The 20,427-nt window shown below is 66.5% G+C and carries 22 protein-coding genes; 11 read left to right on the top strand and 11 right to left on the bottom strand.

The window, feature by feature from the left end; genetic code table 11:
• Positions 1 to 306 precede the first annotated feature (306 nt).
• From O4J56_RS04820 to O4J56_RS04810, 3 genes are all read right to left on the bottom strand, one after another.
• Entirely contained in the window at positions 307 to 1,266 is a 960-nt protein-coding gene (locus tag O4J56_RS04820) for a hypothetical protein (RefSeq protein WP_270683844.1), read from the bottom strand.
• A 1,067-nt stretch (positions 1,267 to 2,333) separates the two neighbouring features.
• Positions 2,334 to 2,456 (bottom strand): hypothetical protein, encoded by a 123-nt coding sequence (locus O4J56_RS04815; RefSeq protein ID WP_270683843.1) that lies wholly within the window; start codon positions 2,454 to 2,456, stop codon positions 2,334 to 2,336.
• Positions 2,457 to 2,491: 35 nt separating this feature from the next.
• Complete coding sequence (locus O4J56_RS04810; protein ID WP_270683842.1) at positions 2,492 to 2,851, bottom strand: hypothetical protein; 360 nt, start codon at positions 2,849 to 2,851, stop codon at positions 2,492 to 2,494.
• A gap of 373 nt (positions 2,852 to 3,224) precedes the next feature.
• On the opposite strand from O4J56_RS04810, the gene O4J56_RS04805 reads away from it, so the two are divergent.
• Complete coding sequence (locus O4J56_RS04805) at positions 3,225 to 3,959, top strand: DUF2637 domain-containing protein (RefSeq protein ID WP_270683841.1); 735 nt, start codon at positions 3,225 to 3,227, stop codon at positions 3,957 to 3,959.
• Positions 3,959 to 4,153 (top strand): hypothetical protein, encoded by a 195-nt coding sequence (locus O4J56_RS04800; protein WP_408639083.1) that lies wholly within the window; start codon positions 3,959 to 3,961, stop codon positions 4,151 to 4,153. Before O4J56_RS04805 ends, O4J56_RS04800 begins: the two co-directional genes overlap by 1 nt.
• Here O4J56_RS04800 and O4J56_RS04795 read toward each other — a convergent pair.
• Complete coding sequence (locus O4J56_RS04795; protein ID WP_270683840.1) at positions 4,150 to 4,806, bottom strand: ATP synthase F0 subunit B; 657 nt, start codon at positions 4,804 to 4,806, stop codon at positions 4,150 to 4,152. The genes O4J56_RS04800 and O4J56_RS04795 overlap by 4 nt on opposite strands.
• Before the next feature lie 260 nt (positions 4,807 to 5,066).
• On the opposite strand from O4J56_RS04795, the gene O4J56_RS04790 reads away from it, so the two are divergent.
• The 4 genes from O4J56_RS04790 to O4J56_RS04775 all read left to right on the top strand — a co-directional run bounded on the left by O4J56_RS04790 (position 5,067) and on the right by O4J56_RS04775 (position 8,807).
• Positions 5,067 to 5,276 (top strand): hypothetical protein, encoded by a 210-nt coding sequence (locus tag O4J56_RS04790; protein WP_270683839.1) that lies wholly within the window; start codon positions 5,067 to 5,069, stop codon positions 5,274 to 5,276.
• A gap of 88 nt (positions 5,277 to 5,364) precedes the next feature.
• Complete coding sequence (locus O4J56_RS04785) at positions 5,365 to 6,474, top strand: ABC-three component system protein (RefSeq protein ID WP_333563782.1); 1,110 nt, start codon at positions 5,365 to 5,367, stop codon at positions 6,472 to 6,474.
• Positions 6,471 to 6,950, top strand: coding sequence for an ABC-three component system middle component 2 (locus tag O4J56_RS04780; protein WP_270683837.1), 480 nt, complete (start codon positions 6,471 to 6,473; stop codon positions 6,948 to 6,950). The genes O4J56_RS04785 and O4J56_RS04780 overlap by 4 nt, the downstream gene beginning before the upstream one ends.
• Positions 6,951 to 8,807, top strand: a complete 1,857-nt coding sequence (locus O4J56_RS04775; protein WP_270683836.1) for a P-loop NTPase family protein — start codon at positions 6,951 to 6,953, stop codon at positions 8,805 to 8,807.
• A gap of 231 nt (positions 8,808 to 9,038) precedes the next feature.
• On the opposite strand, the gene O4J56_RS32085 is transcribed toward O4J56_RS04775, so the two are convergent.
• The 3 genes from O4J56_RS32085 to O4J56_RS04765 all read right to left on the bottom strand — a co-directional run bounded on the left by O4J56_RS32085 (position 9,039) and on the right by O4J56_RS04765 (position 12,427).
• Entirely contained in the window at positions 9,039 to 9,452 is a 414-nt protein-coding gene (locus O4J56_RS32085) for a phosphotransferase (RefSeq protein WP_408639082.1), read from the bottom strand.
• Positions 9,453 to 11,337: 1,885 nt separating this feature from the next.
• Positions 11,338 to 11,541: a DUF397 domain-containing protein gene (locus tag O4J56_RS04770; RefSeq protein WP_270683835.1), complete on the bottom strand. Its 204-nt coding sequence runs from the start codon at positions 11,539 to 11,541 to the stop codon at positions 11,338 to 11,340.
• 28 nt (positions 11,542 to 11,569) lie between these two features.
• The gene (locus tag O4J56_RS04765) at positions 11,570 to 12,427 is read right to left on the bottom strand and encodes a helix-turn-helix domain-containing protein (RefSeq protein WP_270683834.1); all 858 of its coding nucleotides are present in this window, start codon (positions 12,425 to 12,427) and stop codon (positions 11,570 to 11,572) included.
• A 410-nt stretch (positions 12,428 to 12,837) separates the two neighbouring features.
• Here O4J56_RS04765 and O4J56_RS04760 point away from each other — a divergent pair, with 410 nt between their 5' ends.
• The 5 genes from O4J56_RS04760 (at position 12,838) to O4J56_RS04740 (ending at position 16,417) form a co-directional block, all read left to right on the top strand.
• Positions 12,838 to 13,035 (top strand): BldC family transcriptional regulator, encoded by a 198-nt coding sequence (locus O4J56_RS04760; protein ID WP_270683883.1) that lies wholly within the window; start codon positions 12,838 to 12,840, stop codon positions 13,033 to 13,035.
• A gap of 148 nt (positions 13,036 to 13,183) precedes the next feature.
• Positions 13,184 to 13,573: a hypothetical protein gene (locus tag O4J56_RS04755; protein ID WP_270683833.1), complete on the top strand. Its 390-nt coding sequence runs from the start codon at positions 13,184 to 13,186 to the stop codon at positions 13,571 to 13,573.
• A gap of 63 nt (positions 13,574 to 13,636) precedes the next feature.
• A complete protein-coding gene (locus tag O4J56_RS04750; RefSeq protein WP_270683832.1) occupies positions 13,637 to 13,903 on the top strand; it encodes a hypothetical protein in 267 nt (88 codons plus the stop codon).
• A gap of 1,211 nt (positions 13,904 to 15,114) precedes the next feature.
• Positions 15,115 to 15,651, top strand: coding sequence for a GntR family transcriptional regulator (locus O4J56_RS04745; protein ID WP_270683831.1), 537 nt, complete (start codon positions 15,115 to 15,117; stop codon positions 15,649 to 15,651).
• A 1-nt stretch (position 15,652) separates the two neighbouring features.
• Positions 15,653 to 16,417: a GntR family transcriptional regulator gene (locus O4J56_RS04740; RefSeq protein ID WP_270683830.1), complete on the top strand. Its 765-nt coding sequence runs from the start codon at positions 15,653 to 15,655 to the stop codon at positions 16,415 to 16,417.
• 462 nt (positions 16,418 to 16,879) lie between these two features.
• On the opposite strand, the gene O4J56_RS04735 is transcribed toward O4J56_RS04740, so the two are convergent.
• From O4J56_RS04735 to O4J56_RS04720, 4 genes are read right to left on the bottom strand one after another with little or no spacing between them, the layout of a single operon-like run.
• Positions 16,880 to 17,326 carry an NUDIX hydrolase gene (locus O4J56_RS04735; protein WP_270683829.1) on the bottom strand — a complete coding sequence of 149 codons (447 nt, stop codon included), beginning with the start codon at positions 17,324 to 17,326 and terminating at the stop codon, positions 16,880 to 16,882.
• 3 nt (positions 17,327 to 17,329) lie between these two features.
• Complete coding sequence (gene tmk, locus O4J56_RS04730; protein ID WP_270683828.1) at positions 17,330 to 17,974, bottom strand: dTMP kinase; 645 nt, start codon at positions 17,972 to 17,974, stop codon at positions 17,330 to 17,332.
• On the bottom strand, positions 17,971 to 19,449 hold the full coding sequence (locus O4J56_RS04725) for a B12-binding domain-containing radical SAM protein (RefSeq protein ID WP_270683827.1): 1,479 nt from the start codon (positions 19,447 to 19,449) through the stop codon (positions 17,971 to 17,973). The genes tmk and O4J56_RS04725 overlap by 4 nt, the downstream gene beginning before the upstream one ends.
• Entirely contained in the window at positions 19,415 to 20,185 is a 771-nt protein-coding gene (locus O4J56_RS04720) for a DNA-3-methyladenine glycosylase family protein (protein ID WP_270683826.1), read from the bottom strand. Before O4J56_RS04720 ends, O4J56_RS04725 begins: the two co-directional genes overlap by 35 nt.
• Positions 20,186 to 20,427 lie beyond the last annotated feature (242 nt).

Raw genomic sequence — 20,427 nt, 5'->3', positions numbered from 1 at the left:
GGGTACGGAGCGGCGGCCGGAGCCTTCCGGGCGGCTCACGACCTGGTCAAGAGGAACCCCACGGACCGCGAGACCGAGGCCTCTGACCACCTCCGGAGTCGTCCTGAACAGGAGGGGCCCAGGGCAAGCGGGTGAACCGGCGTCCGCGGACAGGCCCACCGGTCCGACCGAGCACGGCGGACAGGGCTGTGTATGTGGAGAATGTGGGCCCCTTCGAAGAGGGTGAAGGGGGAACTCCGTGGCTCCCTGCCCGTACGTGAATGCATCCACTTTCATCCAACGCCCGTGGACGTCCGTGGACATGGTTCACAGTGGTGGCAGCGGCCGTGGGGCGGGGATCTCCGCCTCCTCGGCGGGAGCGTGGTGCCAGGTGCTCTGATCAGGAATCTCGACTGCGAGCCACCCTCGTGGCGTTCCGGCTCCCTGCTTCAGCAGCGGTCCCCATGAGGCCTGCCCATCCGTGATCACGGTGCCGTCGGCAGGCCGCTCATCCATGTCCTCCAGCTCGGCGAGCGCGTGCTCATGGGAGCGGCGCATCCGGTCGTCCTGGTCATGCTCGTAGTTCCGCAGGCTTTGCAGGAGTGCGGCCAAGTGCTGCTCCTGCTCCTGCAGCCGCTCGATCCGTTCGACCTCGTCCTTGATCTCCTGCTTGAACTCACGGCGCATCCGCTGGGTGCGTTCGCGGGCATCCAGCAGCAGCTGATGCTTCCGGTCGCATAGCTGGATGTCCAGCTTCAGCGAGTCGATCAAAAGGTCGCGCCGGATCGCCTCCTTGCCCGCGTGGACCTGCATCCAGATCTCTTCCAGCGCCCTGGTGCGGTTCAGGAGCATCTGCTGTGTCAGGGTGGTGGCTCGCTGAAGACTGTCGAGGACCGCTTCGGGAGCAAGAGGCACTCCCACCGACTCATGGTGCTCCGAGCTGCCGCTCGCCGACGTGTGCAGCTGGTCGTAGTGGCGCACGTTGCGCTTGATGATCTTCTCTAGGTCGGCCTCGCTGCAGGAGGGGTGGGCGTGAGGGGTCAGGACCCTGACGATGGCGCGGACGGTCGCCTTGGAGGGCAGGCTCGGCTTGGTCAAGGCGTTGTGCACCGTCGACCCGCTGATCGACAGGCGCTGACCTGCTCCGTGAGGGGCCGGGAGCTCTCCGATCTGGGCGCTCATCTGCTCGGCTGAGAGTCCACCGGCCTGCTCCCTGAGTGCGTGCAGCTCGTCGTTGAGCTGCTTGAGCGGCCCTTCGTCCAGGTCAGGGCGCTTCCACTTGCGCATGTCATACCGCCGTTTCGATGTCACCCACCCCTCGCCGTCGGGGGGCGGAGGGGGCCATCCTATTTCGTCCAGCGATATGGAATCCCATCCAAATCGGCATTTGGGACGCTTTCGTGTTCCACCTGGGAGGGGCGCGGGCTTAGATTCGATTGCGCGACGGTGCGCACCGTCCTCCGCCACGCACCGGGGAGGGGTCCCAGGTGGAGATTCTGGAGGCCGGGAGCGGCCGTCAGGATCCCGCCGCCGAGGCGAGCTGGGCGAAGAGGCTGCCGCCGACCCTCCCAGGGGTGACCCTCCTGACTGGTCGGTAATGGCTATTAATGCTCGGCTTCGACTCTCGTTTCTGGCGGAGCGGTGGGCGTACTTTTCGCCCGATAAGCCCCGGAGGGGCCGAATTGCGTTCGGTCTCCGGCGGATCGAGGACGTCTCCTTGACGGCCCTCTTCGATGTCCGAAAAGGCGGACCGGCGACCGGGAGATTTGACCGTCAGCCGGTGCCGGTCCGCCTCCACCCCCTCGTGGAGAAGGGTTTTCCGTGAACAAGGCCTGTGTCGCTCGCTCACGGCTGGTCGAGCGTATCAAGTCCTGCTGCCGTATTTTCGGTCATGCAACGATTCCGTATCGTGACGACGGAGTGGCTGAAGTGCACCTTTACCTGGCATTCCTCACTGGATGCCTGGTTTGGGTGGGTCTGGCGCTTCTCTGGTGGGAGGGCGGGGATCCGCTCGCTCACGGGATAGCCAAGGGGGCACCGTGCGGCGGGGGCGCGGGGGTCGCTCTCTGGGCTTGGCTTCGGCAGCGGGGCGGGGCAGGGGACTGATCCAGCTGTCCCTGTGGCTGCGGCGGATCACCGTTCGGGATTCGCCGCGGCCCCTTGCTGCGGGGTCAAGGCGCCCAGGTAATGCCGGTCTTGGAGGGGAGGGACCTCTGCGGTAGCAGGGAGAAGTGTGATCGCATGGGAGAGCCGACGGGAAACCCGCCGGCTCTCTGGCCGTGAGGAGTGCCAAGCGACCAAGCAAAGCGAACACCCCGGCCGTCTAAGAGCCTAGCGAGGAGGATGCCTTGCGGCTATGGGCCGGGGCGGACCGCTCCCATGAAGCGCGGGCTGTAGAAGCCGCTCTGTACAGGCTCGGTGCGGACGGTCTTGCCGGAGGACGGCGCGTTCATCATCTGTCCCTCGCCGATGTCCATCGTCACGCGGGACGGAGCCGGGGTGCTCTGGGGCCTCAGGGCATGGTCGTTGTCGGGAGCAGGCCTAAGCGTTCCTGGTGGTTCTGGGCGGTGTGGGCAAGGAGGAGCAGTGGGGCGAACGCTCCGGCCGGAGCCGCACCGACCAGTGCCCCGGGGAGGGTCTCGGTAAGTGTCCAGGCGGCCCAGCCGCACACCGCGATCGTCGATCCCAGGGTGGTGTAGGCGACCATGGGGTTGAGGCGGCCGGGGGTCCAGCGCACTGCGGCTACAGCCTCCAGGCCGATCGCGCCCAGGGCCAGGGCCGCGACGCCGTAGGCGATCGCGCGGCCCCCGGTGGCCGTCTCAATCAGGACCGAGGTGTCGTGGGTGGCCAGCAGACTCAAAGCCCAGCACACGGTCTAGGCCCCTCGGAGAGCCCACCGCCGGGCAACGGTGTGGGAGTTGCGCATCACCGGCGGGGTAGCGGTGGTCCGGCCGCCGCCGGACGCGGTGCGTTCCGCCCTTCCCCGACCGAGGAGATCAAGGTGATCATCGAGCGAGTCGGTGGGGTGGCCGCCGCGGTTCGGGAGGCCGAATCGGCCGATAAGGCGGAGCTGTACCGGGAGCTGGAACCTGCGTTACCTGCCCCAGAAACACACAGTGCGGGCCGAGGGAAACCTCGACCCGCACAACATGTACGAACTGGCGTGTCCGAGGGGGGACTCGCCCGCTACGTACATGCCTTTGCCCCTGTCCGCGACCTTCGAGCTGGACAGGCGGTGACCGGCGATGGCGAGTGCGCGGGTCTCACGCTGGATCACGGTCGCTGCGGTGTTCCTCCTGGCCGGCATCGCGGCGGTGGTGTCCTACTCCCACATGTTCGAACTCGCCCAGCGCCACGGCGAGCCGGAGTGGAGGGCGGCGCTGTTTCCACTGTCTGTGGACGGCATGATCATCGCGTCGTCGATGACCTTGCTGGCCGACGCGAGGCGTGGCCGCCGCGGGGGAGTGCTGCCGTGGACGCTGCTGATCCTCGGCAGCCTGGCCTCCCTCGCAGCGAACGTGGCCGTCGCCGAGCCGACGGCGTGGTCGGCGGTGATCCACGCCTGGCCGTCCTTCGCCTTGGCAGGCGCGTTCGAGCTGCTGATGCGAGAGCTGCGGCGTGAGCAAGGCGCGCGCTCAGCTCACGCTTTCGATGAGCCCGGGGCTCCGACCGCTCTGGCAACGGAAGCCGACGAGGCCCCGATCACCGTCGGCCAGGACGGCCAAGCAGAGCAGGCCGACGATGACCGCCCCCGCCTGCACGTGGTCGAAGCCGTGGAGCGCGAAGCCGATCATCCCGGCGCTTCTGCCATCCCCTACCTGCAAGTGGAGGCCTGGAACTGGGCCCTGGAGCACCGTGGGAAGGACGGCGCCCTCCCCACAGGCAGGGAGATTGCGCTCCACTTCAACCGCAAGGAACGCTGGGGCCGCCTGATCAAGCAGTGGGGTCAGCAGGGCCGCTTCGGTGGAGTAGCGGCCTGATGTGCTGGCCACTGAGGTTGGTTACACCGCCCCCGGCCGACGAATGGGTTTACGCACAGGCCTACACGTCAGCGACCGAGCGGCACGAGGCGTTCGCCCACTGGCTGCACCACTACAAGCACCACTGGTTCGACACCGCGATCGGCGGTCCTACCGCCTCCCGTGTCACCTACCTCTCAGGACAGCACACCTAACCGCCTTCGGCCTCGGCTGCCTTCTCGTACCAGTGGGCAGCCATGAGAGTGTCCCCTCGCTGCTCCAGCAGCCTCCCGAGGTTGAACATCGCACCGACGTGGCCGGATCTGGCAGGCCGGTCCTGCTTCTCCACCCCTTCCGGAAGCGCTCCAATCTCGGGGGAGGACTGCTCGCGGATCCGTTGTGCCTCCTTCAGTGCCCGAGCCCGAATCTGCTTCGCCTCATGTTCGGCTTGGCGGCGTGCCTGTGCGACCACCTCGGCGGCCTCGGTTTGCACCTGCTCCAACACGGCCTCTGCCGCGCGCTCCTGCTCGGCGCGGTCATCCTCGTTCCGGTTTGCCGGAGCGTAGGCTGGGGCCAGGCGCTCCCAGGCGCGCATCCACCGCTGTGCCTCTGCCCCTTGCACTCCGCAGGTGTGTAGGAACGTCGCCAGGACGGCCCGTTGGGGGAAGCGCTGCCCCTGCAGGACCTCCGCGAACGACGAGCGGCGCAGCGGGACTAGCGGCCGGGCCGCGGTCGCGGTCTCCTTCTCCAACGTCCGCAGCGAAGGGCTGCCCGCGCGTGCGCGTAGGGCCCGTAGCAGCTCGGAGAACTCCTCCCGGTCGCTTGCCTCCTCCACAGCTAGGTCCTCTGTACCGGGTCCGATTTCCACGAGCCGCCCTCCCCACTGTCCGCCACTGTCCGGCTGTGTCCGGAACCCTAGAACGCGCCGGACAGGGCGTTGGGGCGGTGTCCGTATGCGGCCAACAGGGGTCCGTGTCCGGAGCGTTGGTGTCATGCTTCCGGAGCGACCTTGTCCCTCCTTCTGCCGGACACCCTCGCCACCGCGCTTGTCTGGGCATCGGCACCGGGAATTCGGCCGGTGCCCGGGTATCCGGCCCCGCAGGCGCCGGGCAGGAGGGCGCACAGACCATGGCAACCCCCGATCGCACCGACGATCCGCCTCCCGCTGGCACCCGGCTGAGCACGCGTACTGCGCTGGTGGTGCTGGCTAGCCTGATGTGCGCGGCTGTGGTCACCGGGCTGGCCTGGTGGGCCGGGCGCCACCCGGCCGAGGCCGCCCTGGCCGGGCTCCTCGCCCTGGGCGGGGCCTTCAAGTTCATGGACAGCCTGATCAGCTAAACCGGCCCTTGGGGGTTCCTCCTCAGCAGGACTACGAGTAACACTAGAGTGGTGGGCGAGACCGAGTTCTTCCAGGAGGCCATCCGTGATGTCTGATTTTGCGGGTGCGCGCCCCGAAGGAGCGCCCCCCGAACTCACCGATCTCCAAGCACCTGAGGTCCCTGCGGTCACGCCGTCGCTCCGTGGGCCGTCTATGACCCCAAGGCAGTACATCTTTTTCTACAGCCCTGACGAGTGGGAACACTTCATACGGGAGTGGGCAACGGCGCTCGGGACGGACTACGTCCAGATCAAACGCCTGGGGGGATCGAACGATCGAGGCGCTGATGTTGCCGGGTTCAAGACGGACATGCAGTTTGAAGGACCTTGGGATTGTTACCAAGGTAAGCACTATTCTGAGGCCCTGAAACCATCCGATGCCTTCCCCGAGATGCTGAAAGTCTTTACTTCGGTTATCGATGGTCACTATGTATTGCCAGACTGTTATGCCTTTTTTGCTCCGAAAGGTTGCGGGCCAACGCTCAATCGCCTGCTGAGTAGGCCCACTGAATTGCGTAACTGGTTTCTTGAGCAATTGGACAAGGGTGACAGCCTTGCTTCTGAGATTCCTGAAGACTTGCGCGACAACGTTGCCAGGCTGGCCAAGACGGCTGACTTCGCTCTATTCCGATCCGTCGAGCTTGAGGATGCGCTGGAGACGCACCGCGGCACCCCTTATCACGTTGGCCGATTCGGGTCACCTGTGCCCCCGCGACCTGGTCACGATAGTCCGCCCGACGAAGTCGGGGCACATGAAACGCGATACGTGGCCCAACTCATCGAAGTCTATGCCGAGAAGGAGCCCGCCGAATCGTTCACCGCTGAGAACGTCTCATCGCATGGCAAGTTTGGAGGGCACTACCGCCGGCAACGTGAGTCGTTTTACTCAGCTGAGGCTCTGAGGCTGTACGCCCGGGACTCGGTTCCACCTGGCACGTTCGAGGCCCTGCAGACGGATGTCTATTCAGGCGTCATCGAGGTGGCTGAGACATCACACTCATCCGGCATGGATCGCCTCACGAGCGTACTTACCGCCTCTGGCCAGCTCGACCTCAGCGCACACGAGCTGATCTCGGTATCGCGCATCGAGGACCGGAAGGGGATCTGCCATCACCTCGCCAACGAGGACCGGCTCACCTGGGTCAAGGAGAGGTCGTGACGACGCCGCTTAATGGCCCTCTCGAAGTAGCAATTCGAGTCTTGATGGTGCTTGTCGAAGCGTTCCCTGAGCACCTTGACCTCAACAGGCTCGTTCTGCTCGACCACGGGCTGCTGCATAGCGCTGACCTTGGCGGACCCGAGAGTCTGCACCCCCCAGTGCCGATTCGTGCGGGGGAACTCGGCATCAAACGGGAACTCGTCCAGGGCGGCGTCGAGGTTCTTGTGCGTTCAGGTTTGGCCCAGATGGAGACGGGCTCGGACGGCATCCGATTCTGGGCGAGCGAAAACGCGGAAGGTTTCGCCCGGCTTTTAGAGACGGAGCACGCTTGCGCTCTCTCATCCAGAGCGGCATGGGTCGTGAACCACTTTGCTAACTTGAGTGATGACGCAATGCGGGAAACAATGCGCACTGTCTCTGGCCACTGGGCCGAGGAGTTCGGACATATCCAGTCCCCGCTGAACGGGGCAGTGTAGATGCTGCGACTCACCATCACCCACCTGACGTTTATTGGAACGAACGTAGAGTCGGCAAGTGTCGAGTTTGGACCGCAACTCACGCTCGTTCGAGGACCATCCGACACCGGGAAGTCTTTCATCGTTGACGCCCTCAACTTCATGATGGGCGCCAAAAGCTTGAAGGAGATCCCTGAGCGTGAGGGGTACTCGACCGTTCTCCTCGGATTGGAACTTCCAGACGGAGAACACGTTACATTGGCCCGATCTGTGGCAGGAGGCGGCTTCAGCCTCTACAACGCCGACCTTCGTGATGGACCCTTGCCCGTCGCCGATGGCACGCTTAACTGGAAGCACGACCACAGAAGCGAATCCAACGTCTCCCGCTTCCTGCTTAAGCAGGTCGACCTTGACGGAATGCGGGTTCGGAGGAACGCTCAGGGAATGACTGATTCGTTGAGCTTTCGGAACCTCGTGCGTCTCTGCGTCGTGGACGAGACACAGATGCAGTCTGATACGCCGCCTGCGCTGACAGGTAACTGGACTGGAAAGACCAAGGAAATTTCAGTCCTGAAGTTGCTCCTCGAGGCTGAAGACGACTCTGCAGTGATCGCGGTGCCGTCCGCTCAAGAAAAGTCGAGGGTCAGCGGCGCGAAGGTCGAGGTGATCGATCGACTGATCGCAGAGGTCGAGGCGAAGCTCTCTGGGACCGCCGAGGTGGGGCAGCTCAGAGACCAGTTGGCTCGTCTCAACAACGCGATGAATGAGCAAAACGCCGCGATGTCAGAGGTGTGGTCAAGGCGTGCCGAGGTCAACGAGAGGCTGCGCCAGGCGCAGCAACGCCTTCATGACGCGAGAACCGAGATGGCCGAAGTTGTAGCGCTGCAGGCCAGATTTAAACTCCTCCGGACTCAGTACGAGTCGGACCTGGCTCGCCTTGCAACTATCAAGGAGGCAGGAAATATCCTCGGCTACTTCGCCACCGGTTTGTGTCCATTTTGCGGCGCCGAGTCGGAGCATCAGCACTACAACCTTGAGTGCGAAGGAGACTCGACGGCATTCGCCGCATCCGTCGACGCAGAGATTCAGAAAACTGAAAACCTCCTCGCGGACCTCCTGCTGACGATTGACGACGTTAACCAACGGGCGGTGCAGGCGCGAGTCGATAGCGAGTCGACCGATGGTCGAATTGGCGATTTACGGCAAACACTTCGCGAAATCGAGAACGATTTAGCGCCGAAGCAGAGCGATCTCCGCGAGTTGGCTGAAGTGCGCAGTGACATTGAAAAGTCATTGACCTTCTATGAGCAGCTCGCAGGCCTGCAACGGATGAAAGTCCAGATTGAGGATGACGTTCAAAGAGATGGTGCTGCTATATCTGATGGGATGAGTCCTAACGCCCTTCAAGAGTTCTCTCGAGAACTTTCTGATCGACTTGGAGACTGGGGGTTTCCTGATGCGCAATCGGTGCGGTATGATCGTTTGGCGCAGGATATCCAAGCTGGCGACCAATTGCGGTCCGCACACGGTAAGGGTGTTCGGGCGATCCTTCATGCCGCATTTACGCTCGGTCTAGCTCAGTATTGTTTTGATCGGGAAATCGCTCACCCTGGTTTCGTAGTCTTGGATTCCCCCCTTGTTACCTACCGCCCGCCGGACAACCTCGAGGACGGAGAGGTTGACGCGGCACTTCCGGCCGGGATTATTGCGGCGTTCTATGAAGATGTTCAAAGTCGTCTAGATGGTCAAGTCATCATTATGGAGAACCTCGATCCCACGGATCCTCTTCACGGCGACTCGGTTGATGTGGTTTTCACCAAGCGTCTGGATCGGGGGCGCTATGGCTTTTTCCCTCCCAAGGTTTCTATTGATCCTTGACGTTTTAGTCAAGTTTCCGGAAGCGGCTGTTCATCGGAGTGTCTTGCTGTAGGAGTTCTCCGGATTCGTGCCCTTGCTCGCCCCCCCCTGGCGCCAACCGTCGCTGAAGGGTCGCCGCGACCGCATGGTCCTCGTCCGTAGCATGCGTGCCGCATGCTGTGTCGGATCCGGAGATCCGTACTCGGCCCCCAGGGCAGGTGCCGCGGAGGTCGAGCGCATGCAGCGAGGCGATTAGGTCGGCGACCGCGTCGGGACCGTGTTCGGGAGCTCCTCCCACCACGTCACCGCTCGGCCCTCCAGCACCGCGTGCTGGTCGACAGCGAGCGGGCGAACCACGGGGATTCCTTGTTCTGCGAGCCAGCGGGAGACTTCGACCTCCCGGGCTGCGGCGCTGTTCTGGCCGGGCCGGGAGATGCGGGCGATGACCCCTGGGCGTGCCCGCAGTACGGCGTTCTCCCCGATGCGCACGATGGCGACGTCCCGGAGAACGATGCTGGCTCCGCGAGCAGCGGTGGTCAGGATGTGGCCAAAGGGCGCGGGGACCGTTGTGAGGCGGCCACCAGGTTCGAGATGCGTTCGCGGAAGGCGCTGACGGCTCGGGCCAGTGCGGCGCGTCCGGCGATGCTGACGCCGTGTTCGGGGCATCGCTTCGCCCGTCGATCGCCGCAATCAACCGCTCGACCGCCGGACGGGCGTCACTGCCTCGGAAACGGCTAGGTCCCACAACGTGTGCCTGGTGTCGCCTGCATGTTGGGCGGCGTAGTGTAGGTCAACTCCGCATCTGGGGGCCGCACCATATCGCCTGGCGGGCGCGGTGGGAGAAGATCTTGGTGCGCAGGGGCCAGTCGCCGGCTTCTTCGGCACGGTCGGTTGCGAAGGCGAACGCCCGGCGGGCGTCGTTGTGGGCGTAGGCATCGCAGAATGACGCTGGGGTCGGGCGAGACTTCTGGGGCTGCGCCGAAGGTCGGCGAGTCGCTTTACACAGGGCGGGGAAATCCGGCGGTCGCCGACGTGGGCGGCCACGTGGTCGTGGTGACGATCAACGATTCAGGTGGGTCCATCCGGTTGTGGCGCCCGTTGGGAGGTGACGCCCCGGTCGCCACGTGGACCTCCCCGGGCGGCAGGCTCGTCCTTGACGTGGGGATCGCCTCGGACACGGTGTTCATCGCCTTGAACTAGCTCCAAGACGATGGCGGCCACATGGGTCACTGCACTCTTTCCAGGACTCGGATACGAAACACGTGCGGCGGAGACCTTCGACGGCTAACCTGGCCGGGACGGCGGTCTTGCAGAGGCCCGTCGGCCCTTACGGGGAGGACCCCGGCGTCCGACTCCGGTGGCTGAATGGTGTGGTGCGCCTGCTCTGCGCCTCAGACGAATGCGTTGTCACGAGCCCTTCTGGGATGGTCGATGTGCGCGTCTGGCCGGGCGGACGCGGAATCGAGATCACCATGGCATCCCACTCCGTGCGGCGCCACACTGGCGTGTTCCGTTCCGGCTACACGGGCGAATCAAAGCGTGAAGCTCGGGCAGGGGTACCTCGCGACAAACAAAATCACGGTCTTGACACTTGCATCCAGGAACAGCAAGCCCTAAGGGCGCTCTTGGCCATTGCAGTGTTTAACTCCGACCGCCTCGGTGCGCCGCCGCGCGACTGGGGGGGCGCACGCGCTTAATGTTTACACCTTCCACTTCTCGCCGCGCTACAACGATTTTCATATCGTCACCGACACCCCACGAAACGTCGCCTGGCGGATGATCTCGGGTCGGGATGAGAGCGGATGCCGGATTCCCGGCCTGAGGGCCCTGTGCCACAGTGCGGACCACACGCGGTTCTGGCACGTCCCGACGAGGGCAACATTCCTGGTCCGCTACAACAATGAAGCAGTCGAGCGAATGAACTGTGGGCGCCCCTGCCCAGGGAGCGGGCATGCGGAGACCATGCTTACTGTGGACCATCCCATGGGCCCTCACGAAGCCAGCGAGTGGGCGGCCGTTCCACCGATGAGCAGCAGTGCCAGGGACCTTCTTGCGGCGCTGTTCACCCGAATGTCTTTGAAAGCGCCGGATCGGTCGTGGGCGACCTGGGGATGGCACTACCCGCCCGACGATATCCCTGACGCCTTCCCCTACCAGGGGGAGCCTGGCAAGATGCTTTGGGGTGCAGGAGGCTATTGGACTCTGCGATGGTTCGGTTTCCCCAACCCTGAGTTTGTCGCTGCGGCTCTCACTGACCCCTTGATCGGCTTGGAGGGTGCTTCCGTACAGACGGCGGAAAACGACCTCGTGGTCCGCTACCGCTCGGCTCAGCTGCGACTCATTGAGCAGAACCGGCATATTCTGGGACCCACGGCTCGGGTGTTGGAAGCCTTGAAGCGTAAGGGAGCCAGGCGCCTCTCAGGTTGGCACTGACACCCCGTTAGCTCAGTCGACGGGGACGCACGACGTGAAACCCGGAGAAGGATCAGCTCTGAAGTTATGCCCTGGTTGGTCGGCTCGGCCTGAGGCAGATGCTTCTTCTCACTGGCGGTCAGAGTGCTCTTCGCCGCGCGGCATTGATGAAGGCGGCCCAGGCGGCGGCGGGCAGGGGGACCTGCGCGTCCGCGGGGTGCTTGCTGTCGCGGAGCGCCCTGCCGCCGGCGGGGAGATCGGCCACCTGCACGCAGTTCCCCTTGCCTCCGGTGTAGCTGGAAACGTACCAACGAAGCTGCTCTGTCGCGACCCGGTTCTTCATGAGGGCGTCCGAACCTTCTCTTCGCGGGTCAGCCGATCTGTTCGAGTGCATCCTTGATCAGCTCCTTCGTGTCTTCCGGGGAGGCGGCGCGCTGTTGCTGGCCGTCGAAGGTGGCCGAGTGCAGGGCGATCTCTTCTTCGGCTTCGAGGTAGAGGGCGCCGCCGCAGTACTCGACGTAGGCCAGGGCGTAGTCGGTGTCGACCACGGTGTAGTCCAGCAGCACGAATGAGCCGTAGCTGGCCGGGTGCGCTCCGACTGCGAAGGGCAGCACCCTGAGGTCGATGTTGTCCTGTTCGAGCGCCGTCAGCAGGTGCTCGAGTTGGGCGCGGAGCACGTCGGGGCCGCCGACGCGGCGCTGCAACGCTGCCTCGTTGATGACGGCGGACAGCTGGGCGGGGGCGTCCTCGCGGGTCAGGATCTCCTGGCGTCGCTGTCGGAGGCTGACCGCTTCCTCGATCTCCCCGGTGGTGGCCGGTGCCGGGATGTCCTGCTCGGCGATGGCGCGGGTGTACTCCGGGATCTGCAGCAGTCCAGGGATGAGGTCCGCCTCGTAGGTGCGGATGCGGTGGGCTGCGGTCTCGACACCGACGAAGAGGTTGAACCAGTCCGGCATCGCGGCCTTGTACCGCTGCCACCAGCCCGGCTTCTTGGCGGCGTAGGCGAGTTCGATGAACGTCTCGGCCACCTCGTCGGGGACGCCGTAGTACTGGAGCAGCCGCTGGGTGTCCCCGGGGGAGATGGAGGTCTCGCCGCGCTCGACGCGGGAGAGCGTCGCCTTGCTGAAGCCGGCGACCGCCGCGGCCTGCGCTGCGGTGCGCCCTCCCCGGGACTGCCGCAGGAAGTTGGCCAGGCCCAAGCGGGCGACCATGGGGCTGCCGACGGACACTGAGCGACTCCTCCGCAGGGCGGGCTGGGCGCCTTCAGTGTCCCGCGCGATCACCAAGAGGGGCAACTTATTGCAACGCTCGCACTGAAAATCTCAGTATGGGTGTTGCTTTTCGTGTGATCTCAGTGACACACTCGAGGCTAGCTGGACATGACCGGGCCCACACCCGGTTCGCCCGATCGAGGTGATGACGATGGCGACACCAGCAATGCCCGCAACGGCACTGATCTGCGCACCCGTTGACCGCGTCCATCACAAGCGCCGCGACGGTGCTGGTGAGCGCAGAAGCGGTCGAGGAACCCGGCCCAGGAGAGCAGCGGCAGCGACCAGCCGGCGGCCCCGTCCTTCCCGGATCCGCCCCTACGTGACCAAGCATGCCGACGGTGAAGCGATTCGGACCGCCCCGGCAGATGCACACACCACTCGAATGGAAGGCCCACAGCGTGAACGATCGCCGCACAGTCGACAGCCCATTGCTGACCCCTGCGGAGGTGGCGGCCGTGTTCCGCGTGGATCCCAAGACCGTGACCCGCTGGGCCAAGGCAGGCAAGCTGACCAGCGTCCGGACTCTCGGCGGCCACCGGCGCTACCGCGAAGCCGAGGTCTGAGCCCTGCTCGGGGACCCGGGAACGGAGCGGCAGTGGACCATTTGACCGAAGGACGCCTCCAGGCTGCGGTCGGCCTCGACACGGTGCGAAACGAGCCTGGGTCCGGCGGCATGACGGTCGTTCTCACCAATCAGAAGGAACAGCGGCGATGAATCTTCCCGACCCCGGCCTGGCGATCAGTGATCCGCATCCGGCGATGATCCACGTCGACACCGGGCCTTCAGGTGCCAGGCTGCTCCTCGGGGCCGGTGTGGAGATCGCGTTGATCGGCCCGCATGCCGCCGCCTACCTGACTCGGCTGGCCGCGGCGCTGCCCATCGCTCGTGCACACCTGAGCGCGGCCGAGCTGCACCGGCCCGCCGGCACCGAGCACCGCTTCACCGTGCACTTCGACGTCGAAGACGAACAGGACTTCCGCGTCGAACATGGCATGGGCGTAGACGATCCGCTCCGTCCCGTGCTGGCGGCCGCCTTGCGTGATGAGCTGGAGAGCCTGGGCCTGCAGAGCGGCTGGTGGAGGAAGGTCCGCGTGATGTGAACAAGGCCGCCCGCTAGGAACGCACTGCGTCGGGTGGGCGGCACAGCAGAGAGAAGGCCCGTCATGGCATTCGAATCCTCAGCCAGAATCCTCTACTTCCCGCGTGCGCGGGCAGCCGAGCCCGATCCGGTCACCGAGCACGCCGACGACCTCTACGACGCCCTGTCCGAAGCGCTGAACGGGCGCGAAGACGGGACCGGGCAAGGCGATGAGTGCGACGAGGCCCTGCAGATCGCCGATGCCGCCTTCACCGCTCTGGATGAGCACCTGCGCTCCGGCGGGGTCCTTCCCACCCCGTGGAAGAACGCCGCCCGCCCCGGCGACCACTGAAACACCCCCTGCGGAAGTGCACCCGCGGGCGCTGAACTCCTTCGCCCCCACCCCCGTGCCGAGGAGCGCCTGCGGGCAGGCCACCGCCACCGAACCACCAGCGCGCCGGGCAAGAGGGGGCCCGGCGCCATCCCCGGGCGCGCCGAACGCGAGCACGGCGGCGCCCACCGGGCCCCTCCGCCCCTGTCCGGCGGAGGGGCCCGGCCTCCTGATCAGAGGAGGTGCTCTTGCCAGCGCGCGGCCGCCGAAGCCACCTGTCCGGTCCACGAGGCGGCCTCAGTCGCGATGTCCGCCCACAACCGGGCCTGCACCGTCGCGAACACCCGAGGGCCTGCTCATCGGCGCACTTCCAGGCCGGGATCGTCGCGGCCCACCGTTCGGCCGAGGCCGGGGTGTGACCGGAGGCGATGAGCCACACCGCCCAGCAGGCCGCATCGATCCAGGCGGCCGCGCGGGTGGGCCAGGCCCAGTCCACCAGCACCGCCCTCCCGTTGTCGGTGACCAGGAAGTTGCCGGGGTTCAGGTCGGTGTGGGCCAGCGCCGTCCCGTCGAGCACGTCCAACTCGCTGGGATCGTCGACGTGCTCTCGCCGCCGGGCCACCGACTTGAGGGGGGCATCGGGGCAGGACCTCTCGGCCAGCAGCCCTAACACTTCGGCCGCCAGGGGCAGGTCGGCCGAGCCGGGGGAGAAGTCGGCCCGGCGGCCGTCGATGTGCTCCCAGCCGATCAGGTCCCACCCGTCAACCTGCACGCGCCACAGCATCTGCGGCGCCACCCCGACCAGGTGTGGAGCGATCGCGGCCTCGCGGTCCTGAGTCCAGGCCTGCCGGTGGTCCGCTGGGAGCCCTTTGACGAACACCGGGCCGTCGGGACCGTGCACGACGGTCGCGATAGCCGAGTTGGCCCCGCCGCTGACCGGTTCGACCGCCACCGGCGAGTCCGTACGGGCTTCAACAGCCCGGCGCGCCCGCGTGGGCAGGTCCGACCAGCCGCATCGATCCACTCCCATGGGGGCCCTTCCTCAGATCGCGGTGGCGAAGCCGAGCGCTCGAGCCCTTTGATTTCGCAAGCGGCCATTGTCGACCGACAGTGAGACCCCTGAGTCTCTCGGTCACTGCTCATGCGGAAACGGGGCGTCCTCACGGGCCAAGTCCGAACGACTAGGGTGGGACTGACTCCTTATCCGCTAAGCCACTATGGAGGCGGAAGCCATGGGCTCAGGAACCGAAGGCCTCGACAGCTCTCAGGACTACCTGACGCCTCCTGGCCAGGCCGATCCCGACACCTGGACGAAGATGGCCGGCAACCGGGGGGCGCAGCGGCTCCTGGAGGTCGCCGAGGTCGAGCCCCCGACTCCGGTCGCCAAAGCCCTCGGGCTCTCAGACACGGAGAAGGCAGTCGTTCGCAGAAGGCTCATGCTGCTGGACGACCGCCCGGCAGAGCTCACCGACTCCTACTACCCCTCGTCCATCGCCCGCGGAACCACTCTGGTTGAGCCGGGAAAGATCAAAGGCGGAGCCGTCAGGGCCCTGGCCGATCTCGGGTTCGCCGCGCACGACGTCCTGGAGGACGTGAGCGTCCGTCCCGCCACCGCTGAGGAGGCGCGGCAGCTCGGCCTGCCCGACGAGGCCGTGGTCCTCGCCCTGTTCCGGGTGGTGCTCGCCGAGGACGGAACGCCCTTCGAGGTGTCGACGATGACGATGAACCCGGAGGGGCGCCACCTTCGCTACCGCATCAGGATGGGATGACATGGCCCGCAAACGCGACCCGCGCCCCCGCCACCAGCAGATCGCGGCGGAGATCCGTGCCCTGATCATGTCCGGGGACATGCCGCCGGGGCAGCGCCTGCCCACCACGGCGCAGCTCATGGAGCGCTACCAGGTCACCAGCCAGACGGTCCAGCGCACATTGGGCGTCCTCAAGGAGGAGGGCTTCCTTGTCGGGCGGGCCGGTGTCGGTGTCTTCGTGCGCGGGGAGGCGTCGTTGGCGATCCAGCCGGCGGCCTACATGCCCCCGGCCGACGGACAGGATCCTTACCGCTGGATGACCGAGGCCGAGCGGCGTTCGCAGCAGGGCGCCGTCGACCTGTTGAGTGTGGAGGAGGTGAGGCCTCCCCAGCGCATCGCCGAGTTCTTCGAACTGGGCGAGGACGGCGGGGCGGTCCGCCGCCGCCAGCTGCTGCTCCTCGACGGTGAGCCTGTCGAGCTGGCCGATGTCTTCTTCCCTGCAGAGCTGGCCCATGGCACCGCGCTCACCGAGAACAAGCGCATCCGCGGCGGAGCCCCCAAGCTGCTCGCCGATCTCGGCTATCCGCCCGATGAGTGGGTCGACCGTGTTTCGACCCGGCTGCCCACCAGTGAGGAGCTCAAGCTCCTCGAACTCCCCGACGATGCGCCGGTCCTGCGGACCCTGCGCGTGGTCTACGGCGCGGGGCGCCCTGTCCAGGCGGAGGTCTTGATCAAGGGCGGGCACTTGTACGAGCTGATGTATCAACAGGACATTCGCCGACCCTGACCGCAGCGGTGAGAAGACCCTGACGCAAACAGCTTCGCTTGCGTGTACTGCCTTGATGGATTGAAGGGATCCGTACTGAGCCCAGATGGCGCGCCGGAAGCGCCTCGGCGGTCAGCAAGGAGGCTCGTTCCCGCGGTCTTCGCACAGTGCTTCAGGGCGCGGTGTCGCGAGTGCTCGTCTCTGTCGGTGCTGTGATCACCGGCCAGGTCATGCCCGGGAGATCATCGGCTGTTCGGCGCTCAGTGTAGCCGTGGCGACGGCCGCCGGTACTGCCCTGGCCGCCTGGGCTCAGCATCGCCTCGAGGGCGAGCTGACCAGGTCTGACACCTGCTACCTTCGCACGTGTGTTCTAGTCATCGTTGGGGAAGACCCTGATGGGAACGCAGCAGCGCCCCACTCTCTCGGCGGGGGAGTGGGGCGCCCTTCGTTGTGTTCGCCCCCCGGGGGCGCCGGGTAGCGGGTTCAGGAGGTCGGCCACCCATGCAGTGCCAAGCGGTCGCCCTCCAGCCATGCCCGGATGCCCTCGGCCGGGTAGCCGATCGTGTTCGAGGGCAGAACGCGCGGGTCGGCCCACACGAGCTTGCCGGCCTTGTCCGGCTCGGCGACGAACGGTTCCCCCGACCACTTCTCGGCGAGGAAGAACATGCCGATGCGGGCGAGGTGTGGATTTTGCCGGTGATGCACGACGGCCACCAGGGACAGATCGGCGGGGTCGATGCTTACGCCGACCTCTTCCCGGGCTTCCCTTGCCGCGCCGTGCGGGATCGGCTCGCCCTCGTCGAGGTGTCCGGAGGGCAGGTGCAGCATCCCGTCGCAGTAGCCGGTGTTCTGCCGTTCCAGCAGGAGGACCTCGTTGCCTCGCGGCAGGATCACGTGGACGTCGATGATGCTGCGGTAGCGCTCCGGCACGGGTCACCTCATCAGGTGGATTCTCGGCGTCGCCTGAGACCATAGCCCTCTGATGGTGCTGGTGAGTCCGGAAAGCAGGGATTCGATCGCCTCCGGCCCCTGTGAGGTGTCGGCGACCACGGTCCGCACGCCTGCCTGTTCTGATGCGGCGGCGGCCTTGTGGTACAGCTCGACCTCGCGTTCGGGAAGGGACGGGTCGTCCTCGAACCGACCGTGGGAGCCGCGCACGTCGAGCCGTTCGCGCAGCACCGCGGGCGGCGCGGTGAGGACGATTTGCAGGTCCGGCGGGTCGGCGTAGGCGTTGATGCAGCGCACGGCCGCCTCTGGCGCGCCGTCGATCCCGGCTTGCAGGACCAGGGACGACAGGGTGTACCGATCGCACAGCACCACTTTCCCGGCGTCGATGGCGGGGCGGATCTCGGTTTCGAGGTGGTGGTACCGGTCAGCGCCGACCAGGCACGCCAGCGCCATGCCCGTGTACTCGCCGGTGTGGCGGCGGGCGAACTCGCCCAGTGGGGCGCGCGAGGGTTCGGTGGTGGCGTGCACGGGCACCCCGGCGCCGGTGAACCGTTCGGTGAGATTACGGAGCAGGGTGGACTTCCCGGCGGCGCCGGGGCCGTCGATCGCGACGAACAGGCCTTGGCTCATGCGGCGGCCCTCCGCCTGTGGTGTTCTCCGTGGGACAGTTCGACCAGGGCGGCGCGGATCTCGTCCACGGTGGCCTCGCCGAACTGGATACCGCTGGAGAAGTTGAACTCGTCCCGCTGCCGCATGGCCTCGTCTACGCCCTGGTCGGTGAGATCGACGGCCGTGTAGTTGAGCAACTGGCCGGGCGTGTAGTCGCCGGTGGCCATCAACCGGTGCCACTCGGGGGTGCCGGGGTAGGGGCGGAACTCGAACACCGAGGAGCGGAACCGGCCCGGGGCGCGGTCGGTGAGGTCCCACAGCTCGCGCACGAGGTCGACGGTCTCGCGCATCTCGGCGCGGCTCTCGCCGGGGAACCCGAGAATGAAGTACCCCTTCACCGCGATCCCGCGCTCGACGAGGCGGGTCACGGTCGAGCGGATCATGTCCTGGGTGATGCGCTTGTCGATGTAGGCCAGCATCCGCTCGGAGCCGGACTCGATCCCCAGGGCGACTTCGCGTAGCCCGTTCGCGACGAGCCGGTCAAGGACGTCGTCGCTCTCCCGAGCGAGGACGTTGATTCGCCCTGTGGCGTCCCAGAGCGCCCAGTCGCCGACCTTGTGCGTGGCGAAGCCGTCCATCATCTGCTTGATGACGCGGCGGGCGCCCAGGAACAGGTCGTCCACGAACCGGAACGCGGTGACCCCGTAGGCGGTGCGGAGCTGCTCCATCTCGGCCACCACGTTCTCGGCCGAGCGCACCCGGATCGTCACATCCGGATTGGCCGAGACGGCAGCGCCGCAGAACGAGCAGTCGTACGGGCAGCCGCGGGCGCCGACCATGTTCGCTTCCCAGCGGCCGGCATCGTGGTGGGGGTCCTGGGTGAGGTACCGCCGGTCGACGAACGGCAGTTCGTCGATGGGCGGGGCCAGGTGGTGGTTCTGGCCGGGGCGGCCGCCGGTCACCGGCTGCCGCATGACGGGGTCGAGCCACATCACCCCGGGCAAGTCGCCCCGGTTGTGGTGGTCGGCCAGCAGCTCGGCGACGCGGGTCTCTGCTTCCCCGATCACCAGGGCCTCGCACCGGGTCATGCGCGGATCGGTGAGGATCTCGGTCGGCATGGCCTTGGCCTGGTGTCCGCCGAGCAGGATCTTGATCCCCGGGTCGAGGGCGGCGGCGGTGTTCGCGGAGATCTCGTAGGTCGGGGCGAGCAGGTTGAACCCGGCCCACCTCGGGGCGGCGGCGTTCACGGCCTGGGCGACGGCGGCGATCGGCAGGCCGAGCGCCTCGCCGTCGAGCACACCCGCGTTGAATCCGCGGTGCGCGGCGTAGGTGGCGATGTAGCCCATCCCGACGACGGGCAACGTGAAGTCGTTGACGCGCGGCCGCTCGGCGTAGTCGCGCAGCGGGGCGTTGACCAGGAGCAGGTCGAGAGGGTGGGCGGGGTCGTGGCCCGTGATCAGGTCATGAAGGCTCGTTCCGGTCGAGAGGTTTGGCACGGTCGCCTCCCAGGGCGAGGGTGAGTGCGGTCAGAACGGACAGCTCTGAAGGGGTCGCGCAGTAGGCCGACCAGCGGGCCGCGAACGCGGCTTCCTGGTCGGGAAGGTCGAGGTCGGGGAAGGTCTGCCGGGCGTACTTGCGCACCGCCATGTCGCCGTAGGGGTAGAGGGAGAAGTCGCCGGTGAAGTCGGCGACGGTGGCGCCGGCGGTCCAGGGGCCGATCCGGGGCACCGACTGGAGTTCGTCGACCAGGTCGAGCGCGGGGAGCTGGCCCCACTTCTCGCCGTGGTCGAGCACCGCCTGGGCGGCTGCGCGGAGCGGATCGCGCTTGAACGCCATCCCCAGTTCGGCGAACGCCTCATCCCCCAGGGCCAAGACCGTCTCGGCTCCGGGGAACACGCGTCCTGCCTCGGTCGGGTCGCCGTGGGTGTCGGTGAAGCGCTGGTACATGAGGCGGGCCTGGTCGGCGCGGATGACCTGCCGGATGATCGCGGTCGCGATGGCTTCCCACAGGTCGGGGGTGCGCAGCCGGGCGACGGGGCCACGGCCTTGAAGTCCTCGGCGCACCTGGTCGGGGGCGGCGGTGAGGTCGGCGGGGTCGTAGACGTCGAGGGCGGGACCGGGCGTGGACAGGGTGATCCCGTCGGCTCCGTCGGTCGCCACCACGGTTCCGGCGGGGGTGCGGGCGAGACGGCGGCCGTTGTTCCAGGCGGGGTGCTCGCACAGGGTGCGCATGGTGTCGCTCCTTTTCATCGGGGGTTTGCACCCTGCCATGTGGTGGGGAATCGCGAACACGGGTTGGGAAAGGGCGAGGGAGAGGGAGCGTCCGGCAACAGCCACGAACACCGGACGCCCCCCAGTGGGCGCCTGCGCGCTCCCCTCGTCATTCAGCGAAGGCGCCTAGGGATAGCCGTTCGGTTCGGCCACAGGGGGTCGAGGGGGATGACGCACCCGTGAAGCGGCTTGCGGTCAGGGAT

This window comes from Nocardiopsis endophytica (assembly GCF_027706725.1).
Taxonomy (GTDB): Bacteria; Actinomycetota; Actinomycetes; order Streptosporangiales; family Streptosporangiaceae; genus Nocardiopsis_A; species Nocardiopsis_A endophytica.
This window is presented reverse-complemented; position numbering and strand designations above follow the sequence as displayed.

Excerpts from the sequence above, each read along its gene's own strand:
- O4J56_RS04820 (WP_270683844.1), bottom strand. The coding sequence starts at position 1,266 with ATGCGCAAGTGGAAGCGCCCTGACCTGGACGAAGGGCCGCTCAAGCAG.
- O4J56_RS04815 (WP_270683843.1), bottom strand. The coding sequence starts at position 2,456 with ATGGACATCGGCGAGGGACAGATGATGAACGCGCCGTCCTCCGGCAAG.
- O4J56_RS04805 (WP_270683841.1), top strand. The coding sequence starts at position 3,225 with ATGGCGAGTGCGCGGGTCTCACGCTGGATCACGGTCGCTGCGGTGTTC.
- O4J56_RS04800 (WP_408639083.1), top strand. The coding sequence starts at position 3,959 with ATGTGCTGGCCACTGAGGTTGGTTACACCGCCCCCGGCCGACGAATGG.
- O4J56_RS04790 (WP_270683839.1), top strand. The coding sequence starts at position 5,067 with ATGGCAACCCCCGATCGCACCGACGATCCGCCTCCCGCTGGCACCCGG.
- O4J56_RS04785 (WP_333563782.1), top strand. The coding sequence starts at position 5,365 with ATGTCTGATTTTGCGGGTGCGCGCCCCGAAGGAGCGCCCCCCGAACTC.
- O4J56_RS04775 (WP_270683836.1), top strand. The coding sequence starts at position 6,951 with ATGCTGCGACTCACCATCACCCACCTGACGTTTATTGGAACGAACGTA.
- O4J56_RS32085 (WP_408639082.1), bottom strand. The coding sequence starts at position 9,452 with ATGCCCCGAACACGGCGTCAGCATCGCCGGACGCGCCGCACTGGCCCG.
- O4J56_RS04770 (WP_270683835.1), bottom strand. The coding sequence starts at position 11,541 with ATGAAGAACCGGGTCGCGACAGAGCAGCTTCGTTGGTACGTTTCCAGC.
- O4J56_RS04760 (WP_270683883.1), top strand. The coding sequence starts at position 12,838 with ATGCACACACCACTCGAATGGAAGGCCCACAGCGTGAACGATCGCCGC.
- O4J56_RS04755 (WP_270683833.1), top strand. The coding sequence starts at position 13,184 with ATGAATCTTCCCGACCCCGGCCTGGCGATCAGTGATCCGCATCCGGCG.
- O4J56_RS04750 (WP_270683832.1), top strand. The coding sequence starts at position 13,637 with ATGGCATTCGAATCCTCAGCCAGAATCCTCTACTTCCCGCGTGCGCGG.
- O4J56_RS04745 (WP_270683831.1), top strand. The coding sequence starts at position 15,115 with ATGGGCTCAGGAACCGAAGGCCTCGACAGCTCTCAGGACTACCTGACG.
- O4J56_RS04740 (WP_270683830.1), top strand. The coding sequence starts at position 15,653 with ATGGCCCGCAAACGCGACCCGCGCCCCCGCCACCAGCAGATCGCGGCG.
- tmk (WP_270683828.1), bottom strand. The coding sequence starts at position 17,974 with ATGAGCCAAGGCCTGTTCGTCGCGATCGACGGCCCCGGCGCCGCCGGG.
- O4J56_RS04720 (WP_270683826.1), bottom strand. The coding sequence starts at position 20,185 with ATGCGCACCCTGTGCGAGCACCCCGCCTGGAACAACGGCCGCCGTCTC.